An 18,175-nucleotide genomic window follows, 5' to 3' on the forward strand; every position below is an offset into this window, starting at 1 on the left:
GTGTCGGCTGCCGTGCTCGGCCCCGCAGCCTTGGCCGTGGACCTGATGTACGGCCCGGCCGCCGAACCCTTCCTGCAATGGGCGCGCGAGCACGGCGCAGCCGCGCGCGACGGCCTGGGCATGCTGGTGGAGCAAGCGGCCGAAGCCTTTCATGTGTGGCGCGGCATGCGCCCGCCCACCGCCGACGTCCTGCGCGAGCTGCGCGCCGGGCGCGACCACTGAGCAGGAGCGCTGCGCATGCGTGCCGTGCTCGCCTGGGTCTGGCGCCTCGCCGCCCTCGTCGGGGTCTGCGCCCTGTCGCTGCAGTTGTATTTCCTCGCCCGGGTGGCGCTGATGCTCGTCATCGACCCGCAGTCCACCACCTTCCAGCGCAGCCAGGCCTGGCGCATCACCCTGGAGCAAGGCCGCCTGCCCTGGCGGCAGGAATGGCGTGATGACGACCGCATCTCCGACCACCTCAAGCGCGCCGTCATCGCCGCCGAGGACGCCAGCTTCGCCGAACACGACGGCGTGGACTGGGACGCCATCGAACGGGCCTGGGAGCGCAACCAGCAAGCCCTGGAGCGCGCCGAGCGCCTGGCCCGGCAGCGCCCCGACACCCCGCCACGGCCGGTGCGCATCGTCGGCGGCTCGACCATCACCCAGCAACTGGCCAAGAACCTCTTCCTGTCCGGCGAGCGCAGCTTCCTGCGCAAAGGCCAGGAGATCGTCATCACCTACATGCTCGAACACGTCCTGGGCAAGCGCCGCATCCTGGAGATCTACCTGAACCATGTCGAATGGGGGGAAGGCGTGTTCGGCGCCGAAGCCGCCGCACGGCACTACTTCCGCGTCGGGGCCGACCAGCTCACGCCCTGGCAGGCGGCCCGCCTGGCCGTCATGCTGCCCGCCCCACGCCGCTATGAGCAGCGACCGCACTCGGCCTACCTGCAGCGCCGCGCGCAGACCATCCTGGCCCGCATGGGGGCCGTGACCTTGCCCTGAACCTCGATGCCCCCCGCGGGTCTGACCGCCATGCCCCCCACCAACCTCACCGCCGAAATCGCTGCCGCAGCCGCCCGACTCATCGTCGAAGACGGGATGGAGTACGGCCCCGCCAAGCGCCGTGCCGCCAAGCTCGTGGCCTCGCGCCACAGCGGCCCGGTGGAGTTGCCCGACAACATGATGGTCGAGGACGAAGTGCGCGCCTACATCGAGCTCTTCTGTGCCGACACCCAGCCGGTGGAACTCGCCGCGCTGCGCTGTGTGGCCCTGCGCTGGATGGAGCGCCTGGCCGGCTTCGACCCGCACCTGAGCGGCGCCGTCTGGAATGGCACCGCCACACGCCACAGCGACATCTGGATCAACCTCTACTGCGACGACCCCAAGTCGGCCGAGATCACCCTGCTCAACCTGCGCATCCCCTACGACGTAGGACAGACCCTGGGCTGGCGCGGCGAGCCGGTGGAGGTGCTGACGGTCACCGACCGGCACGCCTCACTCGCGCTGCCGGTGCTCATCCACCTCGGCCTGTACGACCGCGACGACATGCGCGGAGCCCTGCGCCGCGATGCGCGGGGCCGCAGCGAACGGGGATCGCTGGCGGCCGTGCGCGCCCTGATCGACCCTGTCCCCTCCCGCGGATGAACCGACGACACTTCCTGCTGTATGCCGGCGCAGCCGGCACCGCCGCCCTGGCCGGGGCGGGCCTGGCCTGGTGGCGGTGGCGCCCCGCCGACCCGGCCGCCGGCGCCTCCGCCGCCCTGTTCGCCCAGACCTTCGACGCCCCCGATGGCCGCCAGCTGGCCCTGCGCCAGTTCGCCGGCCGACCGCTGGTGGTCAATTTCTGGGCCACCTGGTGCCCGCCATGCGTGAGGGAGATGCCCGAACTCGACCGCTTCCACCGCAGCCACCGCTCCCAGGGCTGGCAGGTGCTCGGCGTGGCCATCGACCGGCCGGAGGCGGTGCGCGAGTTCCTGATCAAGGTGCCGGTGAGCTTCCCGATCGCCATCGCCGGTTTCGCAGGCACCGAACTGGGCAAGGCCCTGGGCAACACCACGGGCGCCCTGCCCTTCACCGTCGCCCTCAATGCCGCCGGCGAGATCACCCACCGCAAGCTCGGCGAAACCCGCTACGATGAACTGCTGAGCTGGGTGCACCCCACCGCCTGAGACCCGGCCGGCCCCACCCATGCCCGCGGCGGGGCCGATTGAAACAATTTCTCGACTTCTGACGCGATTTGCGCGTAAAGTCACGCCTTCGTCACCAAAACGGGCTCAACACCCCCTTTTTCGCATGTCGATCCTCGTCCTTCACGGCCCCAACCTCAACCTGCTCGGCACCCGCGAACCGCAGGTCTATGGATCGACCACCTTGGAGCAGATCAACGCAGATCTCGAAAAGATCGCGCAAGATCACGGCCAAACGCTGGTGGCCTTTCAGAGCAACCACGAAGGGGCGTTGGTCGACCGCATCCATGCTGCCCGCCTGGACGGCACCCGCTTCATCCTGATCAACCCCGCCGCCTACACACACACCAGCGTGGCCCTGCGCGACGCCCTGGCCGCGGTGGCCCTGCCCTTCGTGGAGGTTCACCTGTCCAACATCCACCGCCGCGAGCCCTTCCGCCATCACTCCTACCTGTCGGACCTGGCCGAAGGCGTGATCTGCGGCCTGGGCGCCAGCGGCTACCGGCTCGCGCTCAGCTATGCGCTCGAGCGCCTGGCCCGGACCCCCGCCTGATTTTCATCATATAAAAAAAGATCGGTGCACAATGCGCGCCGATCACAACAATCCACCTCGAAGTCTGTTGGAGAGCCACCATGGATCTACGCAAGCTCAAAACCCTGATCGACCTGGTGTCCGAGTCGAACATCTCGGAACTGGAGATCACCGAAGCTGACGGCAAGGTCCGCATCGTGAAGTCCGATGGTCAAGCCCATGCGCTGACCCCCATGGTGGCTGCCCCGGTGCTGGCGCCTGCGCCGGTGACGGCGGCTGCCGTCCCCGCGGCCGCGCCGGCCCCTGCCCCGGCGCCCACGCCGGCCGCCCCGGCGGGTCATGCCGTCAAGTCGCCCATGGTGGGCACCTTCTATCGCGCCTCCAGCCCCGGGGCCAAGCCCTTCGTCGAAGTGGGCCAGCAGGTCAAGGAAGGCGACCCGATCTGCATCATCGAGGCGATGAAGATCATGAACGAGATCGAGGCCGACAAATCCGGCACGGTCACCCAGATTCTGTGTGAGAACGGACAGGCCGTCGAATACGGCCAGCCGCTGATGATCATCGAGTGAGGCGCACTCGATGTTCAAGAAGATCCTGATCGCCAACCGCGGGGAGATTGCCCTGCGGATCCAGCGCGCCTGCCGCGAGATGGGCATCCAATCGGTGGTGGTCTACTCCGAAGCCGACCGTGATGCCAAGTACGTCAAGCTGGCCGACGAAGCCGTGTGCATCGGCCCGGCACCGTCCTCGCAGAGCTACCTGCACATGCCGGCCATCATCTCGGCCGCCGAGGTGACCGACGCCGAGGCCATCCATCCCGGTTACGGCTTCCTGTCGGAGAACGCCGACTTCGCCGAGCGCGTCGAGCAAAGCGGTTTCACCTTCATCGGCCCCACGCCCGAGTCCATCCGCATCATGGGCGACAAGGTCTCGGCCAAAGCCGCGATGATCAAGGCCGGCGTGCCCTGCGTGCCCGGCTCTGAGGGCGCCCTGCCCGAGGATCCGAAGGAGATCATCCGCATCGCCCGTTCGGTCGGCTATCCGGTCATCATCAAAGCCGCTGGCGGCGGCGGCGGGCGGGGCATGCGCGTGGTGCACACCGAGGCCGCGCTGATCCATGCCGTGCAGACCACCCGGGCCGAGGCGGGCGCTGCCTTCGGCAACTCCGCGGTCTACATGGAGAAGTTCCTCGAGAACCCCCGCCACATCGAGATCCAGGTCCTGGCCGACCAGCACCGCAACGCCGTCTACCTGGGCGAGCGCGACTGCTCGATGCAGCGTCGGCACCAAAAAATCATCGAGGAAGCCCCCGCGCCGGGCATTCCGCGGCGCATCATCGAACGCATCGGCGCGCGCTGCGCCGATGCCTGCAAGAAAATCGGCTACCGCGGCGCCGGCACCTTCGAGTTCCTCTACGAAAACGGCGAGTTCTACTTCATCGAGATGAACACCCGCGTGCAAGTGGAGCACCCGGTGACCGAACTCGTGACCGGCATCGACATCGTGCAGATGCAAATCCGGGTCGCCGCCGGCGAGAAGCTGCCCTTCTCGCAGCGCCACATCCAGATGCGCGGCCACGCCATCGAGTGCCGCATCAACGCCGAGGACCCGTACAAGTTCACCCCCTCGCCCGGGCGCATCACGATGTGGCATGCCCCCGGCGGCCCCGGCGTGCGCGTGGACTCGCACATCTACACCAACTACTTCGTGCCGCCGCACTACGACTCGATGATCGGCAAGATCATCGTGCACGGAGACACCCGCGAACAGGCGCTGGCGCGCATGCGCATCGCGCTGTCCGAGACCCTGGTCGAGGGCATCCAGACCAACATCCCGCTGCACCGCGAGCTGATGGTCGATTCCAAGTTCATGGAAGGCGGCACCAGCATCCACTACCTGGAAGGCTGGATGGCGCAGCACCAGCGTTGAGATCATGGTCGAGCTCATCTTGCTGGCCGCCGAAGACGACGTCGAGACGGTCTCCGATGCACTGATGGAGCTTGAAGCGCTGTCGGTCTCGGTCGAAGATGCCGATGCCGACGGCGAGTGCGAGCAGGCCCTGTTCGGGGAACCCGGTATGCCCCCCCCACGGGCCGGCTGGCAACGCTCCACGGTCAAAGCCCTCTACCCCGACGAGGACGCCGCACTGGAAGCCGCCACGCTGCTGCTGGCGCAGGAGTGGGCCGGCAACGTGCACGTCGTTGCGATCCAGGACGTGCCGGACGAGGATTGGGTGCGCCTGACGCAGTCGCAGTTCGCGCCGGTGGAGATCACGCCGCGCTTCTGGATCGTCCCCACCTGGCACGAGCCGCCGGCGCAGGCCCAGAAGATCATCCGCCTCGACCCGGGCCTGGCCTTCGGCACGGGCACCCATCCGACCACACGCATGTGCCTGCGCTGGATCGCCACGCAGGCGCCGTCGCTGGGCGGCGGCTGGACGCGTGTGCTCGACTACGGCTGCGGCTCGGGCATCCTGGCCATCGGCGCGGCGCTTCATGGCGCCCGGCACATCGACGCCGTCGACATCGACCCGGCCGCCGTCGAAGCCACCGGCCGCAACGCGCAAGCCAATGGCGTCGTGCTCCACGCCGGGCTGCCCGAGCGGGCCCAGGGCACTTATCCGCTCGTGCTGGCCAACATCCTGGCCACACCGCTCAAGCTGCTTGCACCGCTGCTGTGCGGCCATGTCGAACGCGGCGGCCACCTGGTGCTCGCCGGCATCCTGGAGCGCCAGGCCGACGAACTTCGCGCCGCCTATGCCCCTTGGCTGCACCTGCAAGTGAGCGATCGGGACGAGGGCTGGATCCTGATGACCGCCCGCCGTGACTGAGCCGCGCGTCCGCCGGGACGGGCCCCTCGTCATGGCATCATTCGCGCCATGAGCCTGGCCACCCGCTGCCCCGCCTGCCATACCGCCTTCCGTGTGGTGCAGGACCAGCTCAAGGTGTCCGAGGGATGGGTGCGTTGCGGCCGCTGCAACGAAGTCTTCAATGCCCTCGAAGGGCTCTTCGACCTCGAGCGCGACCCGGCCCCCACCAGCGGCACGGCCCCGACCTCCAGCCCTCCGGGAGACAGCCCGACCGCCGCCGTGCAGGCCGGCCTGGGCGCCTTGCTGTCGCGGGCCTCGAGCGACCTGGCTCCGCCACCGCCCCACGCCCGCCCCACGGCCGCTTCCCGGCCCCCCAGCCCCACCCGGCAGGACCAAGCCGGCGACGACGACGCCCCCACCACCTCCGAGGTGCTGGACTCGCGCTTCCTTGACCGCAGCACTTACGGCGCCCAGCACGACGGGGACGTGGAACACGGGTTCGCCGATGCCCGTCTGGACAGCCGCCTGCATGGCCAGGACGACCCCGACGCACCGCGCCCTGTGGCCTGGACACCCCGGGCCGGCCCGCCTCCCGCACCGGGCGCACGGCGCCGCAGCCCACGCGCGAACGATGCGACGCTGGATGACCCCGCCGCCACCCCCGGCTTCTTGCGACGGGCCGAGCGTGAAGCCCGCTGGCGCCACCCCGCAGTGCGTGCTGCGCTGAGCCTGGCCGCCTTGCTCCTGCTGGCCGGCCTGGCCTTGCAGTGGGGCCACCACGAACGCAACTGGCTCGCCGCCCACCACCCGAGTGCACGCCCCTGGCTGGAGCAACTGTGTGCCTGGACCGGCTGCCGTGTCGGCCCCTGGCAGTCCATCGATCATGTCGTCGTGGACAGCAGCAGCCTGACCCCCGGCGGCACGCCGGACAGCTACCGCTTGTCGGTGCAGCTGCGCAACCGAGCCGACGTGGCCCTGGCCGTGCCGGCCATCGAACTGGCACTGACCGATCTGCAAGGCGAGCTCGTCACCCGCCGCGCGCTGCTGCCCTCGGACTTCCGTGCCGGCGACACCCTTGCGGCGCGCGGCGACCTCACCTTGCGCCTGGACTTCCGCACCCCCGGTCACCGGGTGGCCGGCTACACGGTCGAAGCCTTCTACCCCTGACGATTTCCTTTGCCCGGAGCTTGTCCATGCCTGCGCTGATTTGCGGTTCCCTCGCGTTCGACACCATCACCAACTTCCACGGACGCTTTCGCGATCAGATCCTGCCGGAACAGATCCACATCCTGAACGTCTCCTTTCTCGTGCCCACGCTGCGCCGCGAGTTCGGGGGCTGCGCCGGCAACATCGCCTACACACTGCATCAGCTCGGCGGCACCCCGCTGGTGATGGCCGCCCTCGGCAGCGACGGGCAGGACTACCTCCAACGCCTGCGCGATTGGGGCGTGTCCACCGAATTCGTGCGGGTGGTCGAGGACCACTACACCGCCCAGGCGATCATCATGACCGACCTGGACAACAACCAGATCACCGCCTTCCACCCGGGCGCGATGGCGCAGGCCCACCTCACCCGCATCAGCGCACACCCGGACATCGCCCTGGCCATCATCGCCCCGGACGGACGCGAGGCCATGCTCGGCCACGCCGAACAGCTCGCTGCAGCCGGCATCCCTTTCATCTTCGATCCGGGCCAGGGCCTGCCGATGTTCAACGGCGAGGAACTGCGCCGCTTCGTGTCCCAGGCCACCTGGGTCGCACTGAACGACTACGAGGCCCGCATGCTGTGCGAACGCACCGGCCAGGACCTGGCCACGCTGTCGCGTTCGCACCTGCGCGGCGTGGTGGTCACGCTCGGTGAGCAGGGCTGTGAAGTCTGGGTCCAGGGCGAGCGTCAGCACATCCCGGGCGTGAAGGCCCAGGCCGTGGTCGACCCCACCGGCTGCGGCGATGCCTTCCGCGCTGCGCTGCTCTATGGCCTGGAGCGCGGCTGGCCCCTGGCGCGCTGCGCCGAACTGGGCAACCGGCTGGGGGCGCTGAAGATCGCCTGCAGCGGCCCCCAGAACCACCGCGTCGACCGGGCCGCGCTCGGCCTGTGACCCCCTGAAAGAAAAAACCCGGCCAAGGCCGGGTTCTTGGTGCACAGGGCGCCGCCCGCGCAAGCAGCGGCGCCCGAGCGCTCAGGGCTTGTTGCCCGTCGGGAAAGGCCAGGCCGCCTGCGGGCTCAGGGCCGTCTTGGCGGCAGGGGCTGCCGGCGCTGCAGGGGCAGCCGGGGCAGGGGCAGCCTTCGCAGCAGGCTTCTTGGCCGCCGGCTTCTTCGCAGCCGCCTTCTTGGCCGGCGCCTTCTTGGCGACGGCCTTCTTGGCGGCGACCTTCTTCACCGCCGCCTTCTTGGCGGGGGCCTTCTTCGCGGGCGCCTTCTTGGCCGCGACCTTCTTCACCGCTGCCTTCTTGGCGGGCGCGGCCTTCTTGGCCACGACCTTCTTGGCCGGGGCCTTCTTGGCCGCGACCTTCTTCACCGCTGCCTTCTTGGCGGGCGCGGCCTTCTTGGCCACGACCTTCTTGGCCGGGGCCTTCTTCGCAGCGGCCTTCTTGGCGGCCGGCTTCTTCGCTGCCGCCTTCTTGGCGGCCGGTTTCTTCGCAGTTGCCATGACGAATCTCCTTGATCAAGTGGCAAAGAGCACCGCGCCGCTCGATACAGCGCGGAGATTCACTGCCCAGGGTTCTGTCCTTGCGGGACGCCCCGGTGCGGTGAATGCGTTGGCAGGCAGTCCGGGCGGCTTCTGCGTCCGCTGCGTCTGGCCTGCAGATCCTGTTGTTTTTCGTTCATGCCCCGAAGCCCGGCCTCATGCCGCGGCGCTTCAATCCCAGGACAGCGCGCCACCGGACTGGTACTCGATGACGCGGGTCTCGAAGAAATTGCGCTCTTTCTTCAGGTCGATCATTTCGCTCATCCACGGAAACGGGTTCTCCTCGTTCGGGAAGAGCTCCTCCAGGCCAATCTGCGTGGCGCGCCGATTCGCGATGTAGCGCAGATAGCCCTTGAACATCGAGGCATTCAGCCCCAGCACGCCGCGCGGCATGGTGTCCTCGGCGTAGCGGTACTCGAGCTCGACCGCCTTGAGGAACAGCGCCTTGATCTCGGCGCGGAATTGCGGCGTCCACAGGTGCGGGTTCTCGAGCTTGATCTGGTTGATCAGGTCGATGCCGAAGTTGCAGTGCATCGACTCGTCTCGCAGGATGTACTGGTACTGCTCGGCCGCGCCGGTCATCTTGTTCTGGCGGCCCAGCGCCAGGATCTGGGTGAAGCCGACGTAGAAGAACAGGCCCTCCATCAGGCAGGCGAAGACGATCAGGCTCTTGAGCAGCGTCTGGTCGTTCTCCGGCGTGCCGGTCTTGAAGGCCGGGTCCATGATCGCGTCGATGAAGGGGATCAGGAACTCGTCCTTGTCCCGGATCGAGGGGATCTCATGGTAGGCGTTGAAGATCTCGCCTTCGTCCAACCCCAGCGACTCGACGATGTACTGGTAGGCGTGGGTGTGGATGGCCTCCTCGAACGCCTGGCGCAGCAGGAACTGACGGCACTCGGGCGCCGTGATGTGGCGGTAGGTGCCCAGCACGATGTTGTTGGCCGCCAGCGAATCGGCGGTGACGAAGAAGCCGAGGTTGCGCTTGATGATGCGGCGCTCGTCCTCGGTCAGGCCGTTGGGGTCCTTCCACAGCGCGATGTCGCGCGACATGTTGATCTCCTGCGGCATCCAGTGGTTGGCGCACGTGGCGAGGTACTTCTCCCAGGCCCACTTGTACTTGAACGGCACGAGCTGGTTGACGTCGGTCTGGCCGTTGATGATGCGCTTGTCGGCGACATTCACGCGGCGCGTGGAGACCGGGGCGGCGGCAAGCGCTGCCGCCTGGGGTGACGATGCCGCGGACCGCGCTGCGCCAGGCGTCACGGACACGGTCTGCATCGCAAGAGAGTTCGAAGCTTGGAGGTCTTCTTCCCAGGCCAACATGGTGGACTTCCTATGGGTGTGAATTATGAGAGTGTTGTGTTCAAACACCAAGCACTTCTTGACAACGACGCGATGAACTTGTTGCTGTGCTGCATCGAAATCGGCACTCGATGCAGCTCGTCATCGCAGCCTGGAGCGGGAACACACACGATGGAGGCGATGCGAGCACGCAGCCAGGCGCCGCGCCTCGCATCGCACAGGTCTGTGTTTACTGGCAGGCCTCGCAGGTCGGATCGTCGATCGCGCAGAACTTCACATCGGTCGCGGGCACGGCGGCCATCTGCGCACGCGCCTGCTCGGCCGCGGTCTCCAGCGCCGAGGCAGCGGACGTCACGCCGCCCTGCGTGGGCACGGCATTGAGCTGGCCCGTCTTCACCGTGGACTTCTCGGCATGCGTCGCGCCGATGGTGCGCAGGTAGTAGGTGGTCTTCAGGCCACGCTGCCAGGCGAGCTTGTAGGTCTCGTCGAGCTTCTTGCCCGAGGCGCCGGCCATGTAGATGTTCAGGCTCTGGGCCTGGTCGATCCACTTCTGCCGACGCGCGGCGGCCTCGACCAGCCACATCGGCTCGATCTCGAAGGCCGTGGCATAGAGCTGCTTGAGGTCCTCGGGCACACGGTCAATGCGGCGCAGCGAGCCGTCGAAATGCTTGAGGTCCATGACCATCACGTCATCCCACAGGTCCAGCTTCTTCAGGTCGCGCACCAGGTACTCGTTGACCACGGTGAATTCACCCGAGAGGTTGGATTTGACCGAGAGGTTGCCGAAGCAGGGCTCGATCGAAGCGTCCACGCCGATGATGTTGGAGATGGTCGCCGTCGGGGCGATGGCCACGCAGTTGGAGTTGCGCATGCCGTGCCGGGCGATGCGGCTGCGCAGCGCCTCCCAGTCCATCGTCGAGGAGGTGTCCACCTCGACGTAGCCGCCGCGCTCCTGCGCCAGCAGCTTCAGCGTGTCCAGCGGCAGGATGCCGCGGTCCCACAGCGAGCCGCGGTAGCTGGAATAGCGGCCACGCTCCTCGGCCAGCTCGGTGGACGCCCAGTAGGCGTAGTAGCACACCGCCTCCATGGAGCGGTCGGCGAACTCCACGGCAGCCTGGCTGGCATAGGGGATGCGCAGTTGGTACAGGGCGTCCTGGAAACCCATGATCCCCAGGCCGACCGGGCGGTGGCGCAGGTTGGAGTCGCGGGCCTTCTTGACGGCGTAGTAGTTGATGTCGATGACGTTGTCCAGCATGCGCATGGCCGTGGCCACCGTCTTCTTCAGCTTCTCGTGGTCGATGCCGCCGTCTTTGAGGTGCCGCGCCAGGTTCACCGAGCCCAGGTTGCACACGGCGATTTCCTGGTCGTTGGTGTTCAGCGTGATTTCGGTGCACAGGTTGCTGCTGTGCACCACGCCGACATGCTGCTGCGGCGAACGCACGTTGCAGGCGTCCTTGAAGGTGATCCACGGATGCCCGGTCTCGAACAGCATGGTCAGCATCTTGCGCCACAGATCGACGGCCCGCACCTTCTTGTAGAGCTTGATCTCGCCGCGCGCGACCATCTCCTCGTAGCGGGTATAGGCGGCCTCGAAGTCCTTGCCGAACTTGTCGTGCAGGTCCGGGCAGGTGGAGGGCGAGAACAGCGTCCACTCGCCGTTTTCCATCACCCGCTTCATGAACAGATCGGGGATCCAGTTCGCCGTGTTCATGTCGTGGGTGCGGCGGCGGTCGTCGCCGGTGTTCTTGCGCAGTTCGAGGAACTCCTCGACGTCCAGGTGCCAGGTTTCGAGGTAGGCGCACACCGCACCCTTGCGCTTGCCGCCTTGATTGACGGCCACGGCGGTGTCGTTGACCACCTTCAGGAAAGGCACGACGCCCTGGCTTTCCCCGTTGGTGCCCTTGATGTGGCTGCCCAGCGCGCGCACGCGCGTCCAGTCGTTGCCCAGGCCGCCGGCGAACTTCGACAGCAGCGCGTTTTCCTTGATGGCCTCGTAGATGCCGTCCAGGTCGTCGGGCACGGTGGTGAGATAGCAGCTAGACAGCTGCGAGCGGCGCGTGCCGGAGTTGAACAGGGTGGGCGTGCTCGACATGAAGTCGAAGCTCGACAGCACCTCGTAGAACTCGATGGCGCGGGCCTCGCGGTCGATCTCGTTGAGCGCCAGGCCCATGGCCACGCGCATGAAGAAGGCCTGCGGCAGCTCGATGCGCTGCTTGCGGATGTGCAGGAAGTAGCGGTCGTACAGGGTCTGCAGGCCCAGGTAGTCGAACTGCAGGTCGCGCTCGGCCTTGAGCGCCGCACCCAGACGGGCCAGGTCGAATTGCAGCAGCCGCTCGTCGAGCAGCTCGGCGTCCACCCCCTTCTTGATGAAGCCAGGGAAGTACTCGGCATAGCGCTGGTGCATCTCGGCCTGGGTGACCTCCTCGCCGAGGATCTCCTTGCGGATGGTGTGCAGCAGCAGCCGCGCGGTGGCGCGGGTGTAGGCCGGGTCCTTCTCGATCAGGGTGCGCGCGGCCAGGATGGCGGCCTTGTGCACCTCGTCCATCGGCACGCCGTCGTAGAGGTTGCGGCGCGTCTCGGCCAGGATGGGCTCGGGCTTGACGTCCTCGCCCAGGCCCTCGCAGGCGGACACGATCAGGGCTTGCAGGCGGTTCATGTCCAGCGGCACGCGGTGGCCGCCATCGACCACCATCAGCGCCGGCTGGGTCTGCTGGGCGGCGGCTTGCTCGCCCTGGCGCGCACGCTCCTGGGCGCGGCGCTCACGATAGAGCACGTAGGCCCGTGCCACCTCGTGGTGGCCGCCGCGCATCAGGCCGAGCTCGACCTGGTCCTGCACGTCCTCGATGTGGAAGGTGCCTCCGCCCGGGCGCGAGCGCAGCAGGGCGCGCACCACCGCCTCGGTGAGGCTGTCCACCGTCTCGCGCACGCTGGCCGAGGCCGCACCCTGCGTTCCGTGCACCGCCAGAAAGGCCTTCATCAGGGCCACCGCGATCTTGTGCGGCTCGAAGGCGACCACCGCACCGTTGCGGCGGATGATCTGGTAGCCGGCATAGGCCGAGGTGGTGGTACCGGCCGGACGGCCGGCGGCGGCGCTGAAGGCGGAGCCGGCGTGCGGCTCGGTGCTGGCGATGGTGGTCTGCATGGATTCCCCTAGATCTGCATACGGTGTGGCATGGCCCGCAGCGTCGGTGGCCGGGCAAGGTCCCAATGGCCGGCCCGACGGGCAGTCGTGCACTTGTTGTCTGGACATCTGCGCTGCGCGCGGCTCCGGCGGCTCGGCGGCCGGCCTGGCTGACGTGTGTCACCGTGTGTCGGAGGGGCGCACGGCATCGCAGTGAAAAACACTATATCTAGTGTACCGGACCGTTTCAAGCGCTATCCCTAGTGTCCGAAGGACACGCAATGCAGGATTGACGAATGCGGGATTTGGTGCTTGCGCTGCCCGTGCGACGAAGCGCTCGAACCGCCTGACCGGCCGCCAGGCCGCAGCACGACGGCCACCGCGCGAGCGCATCCAGGCTGGATGCGGGCTGGCGCCGCGTCGTTCGGCGCCAAGCCGCGCCGGCATTGGCGTGGGCGTCAGCTCGCCGTAGGGTCCAGGGGGGTGAAGCACGCCGGCGGCCAGCCCAGCAAGCGTTGCAAGCCCTCCCAATCGAAGGCCGCGCCGGGGTCGGCCTTGCGAAGCGGGGCCACATGTTCGTGACCGGTGACGTGGGCGATCGGATACGCTGCGCGCAGATCGCGCAGCAAGGCGGCGAGCACGCGGTACTGCACCGGCGCGAAGGCCTCGCCCTCCAGGCCCTCGAGCTCGATGCCCACGCTGAAGTCGTTGCAGTTCTCGCGCCCCCGGAACGCAGAGCGGCCTGCATGCCAGGCCCGTCGGTCGCAGGAGACGAACTGCAGCAGCTCGCCGTCGCGCCGCACCACGAAATGGGCCGACACCTCCAGCCCGCGCAGGCGTTCGAAGTAGGGATGCCGGCACACGTCGAGCCGGTTGGTGAAGAAGGCCTCGATCTCGTCACCGCCGTAGCGGCCCGGCGGCAGGCTGATCGAGTGGATCACCACGAGGTCGGGCACCGTGCCCGGGGGGCGTTCTCCCTGATTGGGGCTGGGCACCGCACGCGCGCCGGCCAGCCAGCCCTCGCGCCAGCGTGCGGCCGGCTCGCGCGCCGGCTCAGTCGGCGGCATCGCCATCGGTGGCCACGCCATGCTCGGCCACCATCACGCCCAGCCGCGCCATGCGGTAGCGCATCTGCCGCAGGGACAGGCCGAGGCTGGCACCGGCCGCGGTGCGGTTGTAGCGGTGCCGCTCCAGCGCACGGATGAGGATGTCGCGCTCGACGGAGTCGAGGTAGGCCTCCAGGTTGGACGGCAAGGCCGGCTCGCCGGTGGCACCGCCGTGCGCCGTCGAAGGCGGTGCGGGGGCGTCGAGATCCTGGGACTGGGTGTCGCCGTCCAGGTCGTCGGGCAGGGACAGCGCCCCTTCGTCGACCCAGTCGCCGCCGGACAGGGCGACGGCGCGGTGCAGCAGGTTCTCCAGCTCGCGCACATTGCCAGGGAAGGCATAGCGACGCAATTGCTCCAGCGCCTGCGGCGCCAGCCGCGGGGGCGGCCACACGCCGGCATCCTGGGCGATGCGTTCGAGCACACGCTCGCAGATGGCCGGCAGATCCTCCAGGCGCTCGCGCAGCGGCGGCACACGGATCTGGATGACGTTGAGGCGGTAGTACAGATCCTGACGGAAGCGCCCGGCCTGCACCTCGGCGGCCAAGTCCTTGTGAGTGGCGCTGATGATGCGCACGTCCACCGGCGTCTCGCTCACCGCCCCCACCGGGCGCACGGCACGCTCCTGGATGACGCGCAGCAGCTTGGACTGCATCGACAGCGGCAGGTCGCCGATCTCGTCGAGGAAGAGGGTGCCGCCGCGCGCGGCCTGGAAGAAGCCTTCACGGTCCTCGTTGGCGCCGGTGAAGGCCCCCTTGCGGTAACCGAAGAATTCGGCCTCCAGCAGTTGCTCGGGGATGGCACCGCAGTTGACCGCGATGAAGGGCTGATCCTGGCGCGGGCTGACCTCGTGGATGGCGCGCGCGACCAGTTCCTTGCCAGTGCCCGATTCGCCAGCCACCAGGACCGGTGCCATGCTGCGGGCCACCTTGTCGATGAGGCTGCGCACTTGCTGCATGGCCGGGGATTGGCCGGCCATGCGCTCCAGGGCCCGGCGCGCCGCACCACCGGTGCCGCCCGTGCCCGTGCGCACGGCAGACCGCGGCGCAGGGGCCGCAGCCACCGGCACCGAGGGGCCGGCTGCGCTCTGACGCCCGAGCGCCGAGGCGATCACCGCGCGGAACTGCCGCAGGTCCACCGGCTTGGTGAGGTAGTCGTAAGCCCCCGCCTTGAGCGCCTCGACGGCGTTCTCCGGCGAGCCAAAGGCGGTGATCACGATGGTCTTCTCGCGCCGGCCGGCCTGTTCGAGGCGGCGCAGCAGGTCCAGGCCGGTGCCGTCGGGCAGGCGCACGTCGGTGATCACGGCGCTGTAGGTGCGGTCGCGCAGCCGCGCCCAGGCATCCTCGACGCTGGAGGCCGTCTCCACGTCGTAGCCCTCGCGCAGCAGCGTCAGCTCGTACAGGGTGCGCAGGTCGGGTTCGTCGTCGACGACCAGCAAGCTGTAATGGGAGGCGAGCGTCATGTGTCGAGGTGCAGGGTGGGCGCGTCGGCATCGAGCGCTTCGCGCCGCATGACCAGGTAGAACTCGTTGCGCGCGACGTGGTGGGCGCCGCGCAGGCGGTAGTCGATGGTCGCGCCGTAGCGCTCGCACAACTCCTTGCAAATATACAGGCCCAGACCGGTGCCGCGGCTGCGCGTCGAGAAGAAGGGCTCGAAGAGATAGCGCTCGACCTCGGGAGGAATCGGCGCCCCGTCGCTGGCCACACTCAAGGTGACGACGCTCTCGCCATCGGGATACAGGCGCACCTCCACACTGCCGGGCCGGCCCGAGGCATGGCGGTAGGCATTGTCCAGCAGGTTGACGAGCACGCGGCGCAGGTGGTCGGGGTCGAAACGCGAGCCCAGCGGTTGCTTGGGCAGCTCCAGGCGCAGCGCGCTGCGCTCGTCCTGCGGCAGCCGTGCGGTGCGCGACCACTCGCTGCACACGGTGGCCACCAAGGCGGTCAGGTCCACCACCGGGGCGGTGGCCGCCGGTCCGCCGGGGGCGACTTCCATCACGTCATCGACGATGCGCTTGAGGCGCTCGACGTTGTCGCTGACCATCTGCGTGAGCTGGCGCTGGGCCGGCGTGACGGCATCCTCGGCCATCAGCGCATTGGCCTGGGCGATGGCCGCCAGCGGGTTGCGGATCTCATGCGCGATGCCGGCCGAGATGCGTCCCATCGCGGCGAGTTTCTCCTGGCGCACACGCGCCTGCACGTCGCGCTCGTCCTCCAGGAACAGCACGCACAGCTCCTCGCTGCTGTCCGGATCGCGACGGCGGGTGAAACGCATGCGCACCCGCAGCACGCGCTCCAGGCCCGAGTCGAAGATCAGATGGATCTCGCGCCCCGCCTGGGGCCACTGGCCTTCGGCAAAGGCACGCCGCACCGCCTGGGCCAGCGGTTCCCAGGCCGGCTGGGATTGCAGCGGGAAAGGAGCCGGCCGCGCCAGGCCCGAATCCGAGATGATGCGCCGTGCCGCCGGATTGGCCGCGCGCACCTTGCCCCGGCGGTCGACCACCAGAACGCCGTGATGCAGCTCGTCGATCACCAGGCGGTTGAGCTGCGCCTGCTGGCGGGCCAGCTCCAGGCTGCCGCGGGCGGCGAGTTCCTCGCGGGCCAGCCGGCCGGCCATCTCGCCGGCCAGGATCGCGATCACGAAGAAGCCGCTGGCCACCAAACCGGCCTGGGTCATCAGCACGCCGAGGTCGCCGCCGCGGGCCGCTTCGCGCCAGGCCTCGCCCAGCAGCATCAACGTGACGGCGGCCGCCACCGCCAGCGCGGTCTGACGCCGGGTCAGCACCCCGGCCATCAGCACCGGCAGCACCAGCAGGGGCACGAAATTGAGCCCGCCCCGCGGTGCGATCAGATGCAAACTCCCAAAGGCCGCCACATCCACCACGACGGTGGCCAGCCACTGGGCGCGGCTCAGACGCGATGGGCTGCCCCCCGCCGCGGCGCCCTGGCGGCGGTAGACGACCCAGGTGGCCAGGGTCAGGGCCGCGTAGGCCACGCATCCGGCCAGCACGGGCCAGGGCACGCCGGTGCCCAGACCTGCCGAAGCGAGCTGGGTGCTCAGCAGCAGCAGTCCCACCACCACCCGCGCGCCGAGGAAGGCCCGGAAGATGCGCTGGAACGAGGGCATGCCCGGGCCGAGCAGGCGGCGGGCGTGGCGGGTGAGGAAGCGCGAGTCCTCGCTGGGCAGGGTGCTGCCGTCGTTGTAGCGGGACTCCTCGTCGATCTGCGTGTCCTGCTCGACCCCGAGTGCGGCGAACCAGGACTCCGGCGCGGGCCGTTCGGCCTCGGCGGCCGTGCGCGGCGCGGAGCGTCGTTGCGGGATCCGCCGGCTCATCGGGGGCCGGCCAGGCGATGGGCCGCGCTGCAGTAATGTCGGCCGTCCTCGCCCTTCACGGCCTCGGCCAGGGGCAGATGCAGCCCGCAGTGTGCGCAGTCGACCATGGCCTCGGGGCGCGCCTGCGGGCCCGCGCTCCTGGGCGGCGCCGGCCCCTCGTCGCGACGGCGGGCGCTGCGCAGCAGCCACACCACCGCCAGCACGACCAGCGCCACGACGAGATACTTCACCATGCCCCTCCCGCGGACGCGGCCCGGCGCAGCAACACCTCGATCACGAAGCGCGAACCGGCATAGGCCAACAGCAGCAGGCCGGCCCCGGTGTAGAGCCAGCGCGTGGCCTTGCGTCCGCGCCATCCGAAAGCGCGACGGCCCGCCAGCAGGCCCGCGAACACGCCCCAGGCAAGCATCGAGAACACCGTCTTGTGATCCCAGCGCCAGGGATCGGCGAACCACCAGCCCAGCACGAGCGCTGCCGTCAGCACCACGAAGCCGGCCGCAACGAAGCGGAAGGTCAGCTTCTCCAGCCGCAACAGCGGCATCCCCAGCGGCGTGGGCGGCAAGGCGCCGCGGTGGATGCGCATCTGACGCTCGGCGTGCGACAGCAGGCCCGCATGCAGCACGGCCGCGCCGAACAGGCCGTAGGAGGCGATGCCCAGCACCCAGTGCAGGGGCATCCAGGGCGAGTCGGCGTGCGCCCGCACCTCGCCAGGGAAGGCCAGCATCAGGGCCACCGCCAGCACGCCCAGCGCGGCCAGCCAGCGCTGCACGCCGGGCAGCGGCACGAAGCGGCTCTCGATCGCATAGACCGCCAGCACCAGCCACAGGGTGGCCGACAGCGCAGGGGCGAAACCGAAGCGCGCCCCTTCGAGACCCGCGCCCAGCCCTGCGGTATCGAGCACGAGGGCCAGCGCATGGGCCACCCAGCCCACCGCCAGCGCCCAGCGCGCGGCGCCAAGCGCACGTTCGCTGCGCAGGGCCGCCAGCGCATAGGCCAGCAGCGCGACACCGCCGGCCGCCAGCGTCAGGAAGGACGGACCAAGGGACGCAGTCAGCATGCAAAACGAAGGTCTAGAATCATCCGCACAGTGTACTTTCGCGGCCGGGCCCCACCGGCC

At 68.9% G+C, this 18,175-nt stretch carries 17 protein-coding genes and 1 pseudogene; 10 read left to right on the forward strand and 8 right to left on the reverse strand.

Annotated elements, in window-relative coordinates:
• From aroE to ACK42S_RS07670, 10 genes and pseudogenes are all read left to right on the forward strand, one after another.
• Positions 1-222 (forward strand): annotated as a pseudogene (aroE, locus tag ACK42S_RS07625) (shikimate dehydrogenase); the annotation flags it as partial.
• 15 nt (positions 223-237) lie between these two features.
• Complete coding sequence (mtgA, locus tag ACK42S_RS07630; RefSeq protein WP_409705158.1) at positions 238-984, forward strand: monofunctional biosynthetic peptidoglycan transglycosylase; 747 nt, start codon at positions 238-240, stop codon at positions 982-984.
• A gap of 30 nt (positions 985-1,014) precedes the next feature.
• A complete protein-coding gene (locus ACK42S_RS07635; protein WP_409705161.1) occupies positions 1,015-1,626 on the forward strand; it encodes a hypothetical protein in 612 nt (203 codons plus the stop codon).
• Complete coding sequence (locus ACK42S_RS07640) at positions 1,623-2,150, forward strand: TlpA disulfide reductase family protein (protein WP_409705164.1); 528 nt, start codon at positions 1,623-1,625, stop codon at positions 2,148-2,150. Before ACK42S_RS07635 ends, ACK42S_RS07640 begins: the two co-directional genes overlap by 4 nt.
• 124 nt (positions 2,151-2,274) lie before the next feature.
• Positions 2,275-2,721, forward strand: a complete 447-nt coding sequence (gene aroQ / locus ACK42S_RS07645; protein ID WP_409705167.1) for a type II 3-dehydroquinate dehydratase — start codon at positions 2,275-2,277, stop codon at positions 2,719-2,721.
• Between the two features lie 80 nt (positions 2,722-2,801).
• Entirely contained in the window at positions 2,802-3,269 is a 468-nt protein-coding gene (gene accB, locus ACK42S_RS07650; protein WP_409705170.1) for an acetyl-CoA carboxylase biotin carboxyl carrier protein, read from the forward strand.
• Between the two features lie 10 nt (positions 3,270-3,279).
• Positions 3,280-4,629 (forward strand): acetyl-CoA carboxylase biotin carboxylase subunit, encoded by a 1,350-nt coding sequence (gene accC, locus ACK42S_RS07655; RefSeq protein ID WP_409705173.1) that lies wholly within the window; start codon positions 3,280-3,282, stop codon positions 4,627-4,629.
• Positions 4,630-4,633: 4 nt separating this feature from the next.
• Positions 4,634-5,530 (forward strand): 50S ribosomal protein L11 methyltransferase, encoded by an 897-nt coding sequence (gene prmA, locus ACK42S_RS07660; RefSeq protein ID WP_409705176.1) that lies wholly within the window; start codon positions 4,634-4,636, stop codon positions 5,528-5,530.
• Between the two features lie 48 nt (positions 5,531-5,578).
• Positions 5,579-6,676 (forward strand): DUF3426 domain-containing protein, encoded by a 1,098-nt coding sequence (locus ACK42S_RS07665; protein WP_409705179.1) that lies wholly within the window; start codon positions 5,579-5,581, stop codon positions 6,674-6,676.
• A 26-nt stretch (positions 6,677-6,702) separates the two neighbouring features.
• On the forward strand, positions 6,703-7,608 hold the full coding sequence (locus ACK42S_RS07670) for a carbohydrate kinase family protein (RefSeq protein ID WP_409705182.1): 906 nt from the start codon (positions 6,703-6,705) through the stop codon (positions 7,606-7,608).
• Between the two features lie 81 nt (positions 7,609-7,689).
• Here ACK42S_RS07670 and ACK42S_RS07675 read toward each other — a convergent pair whose 3' ends face one another.
• From ACK42S_RS07675 to ACK42S_RS07710, 8 genes are all read right to left on the reverse strand, one after another.
• Entirely contained in the window at positions 7,690-8,160 is a 471-nt protein-coding gene (locus ACK42S_RS07675) for a histone H1-like DNA-binding protein (protein WP_409705185.1), read from the reverse strand.
• Between the two features lie 210 nt (positions 8,161-8,370).
• Positions 8,371-9,522, reverse strand: a complete 1,152-nt coding sequence (locus tag ACK42S_RS07680) for a ribonucleotide-diphosphate reductase subunit beta (RefSeq protein ID WP_409705188.1) — start codon at positions 9,520-9,522, stop codon at positions 8,371-8,373.
• 208 nt (positions 9,523-9,730) lie between these two features.
• Positions 9,731-12,643, reverse strand: a complete 2,913-nt coding sequence (locus tag ACK42S_RS07685) for a ribonucleoside-diphosphate reductase subunit alpha (protein ID WP_409705190.1) — start codon at positions 12,641-12,643, stop codon at positions 9,731-9,733.
• A 437-nt stretch (positions 12,644-13,080) separates the two neighbouring features.
• On the reverse strand, positions 13,081-13,689 hold the full coding sequence (gene ampD, locus ACK42S_RS07690; protein WP_409705193.1) for a 1,6-anhydro-N-acetylmuramyl-L-alanine amidase AmpD: 609 nt from the start codon (positions 13,687-13,689) through the stop codon (positions 13,081-13,083).
• Positions 13,676-15,187: a sigma-54-dependent transcriptional regulator gene (locus ACK42S_RS07695; RefSeq protein WP_409705196.1), complete on the reverse strand. Its 1,512-nt coding sequence runs from the start codon at positions 15,185-15,187 to the stop codon at positions 13,676-13,678. The genes ampD and ACK42S_RS07695 overlap by 14 nt, the downstream gene beginning before the upstream one ends.
• Complete coding sequence (locus tag ACK42S_RS07700) at positions 15,184-17,058, reverse strand: sensor histidine kinase (RefSeq protein ID WP_409705199.1); 1,875 nt, start codon at positions 17,056-17,058, stop codon at positions 15,184-15,186. The genes ACK42S_RS07695 and ACK42S_RS07700 overlap by 4 nt, the downstream gene beginning before the upstream one ends.
• Entirely contained in the window at positions 17,055-17,291 is a 237-nt protein-coding gene (locus ACK42S_RS07705) for a PP0621 family protein (protein WP_409705202.1), read from the reverse strand. Before ACK42S_RS07705 ends, ACK42S_RS07700 begins: the two co-directional genes overlap by 4 nt.
• Complete coding sequence (locus ACK42S_RS07710) at positions 17,285-18,115, reverse strand: inner membrane protein YpjD (protein WP_409705205.1); 831 nt, start codon at positions 18,113-18,115, stop codon at positions 17,285-17,287. The genes ACK42S_RS07705 and ACK42S_RS07710 overlap by 7 nt, the downstream gene beginning before the upstream one ends.
• Between the last annotated feature and the right edge of the window lie 60 nt (positions 18,116-18,175).

It is taken from the genome of Caldimonas sp. (assembly GCF_046289365.1).
Lineage (GTDB): Bacteria > Pseudomonadota > Gammaproteobacteria > Burkholderiales > Burkholderiaceae_C > Caldimonas.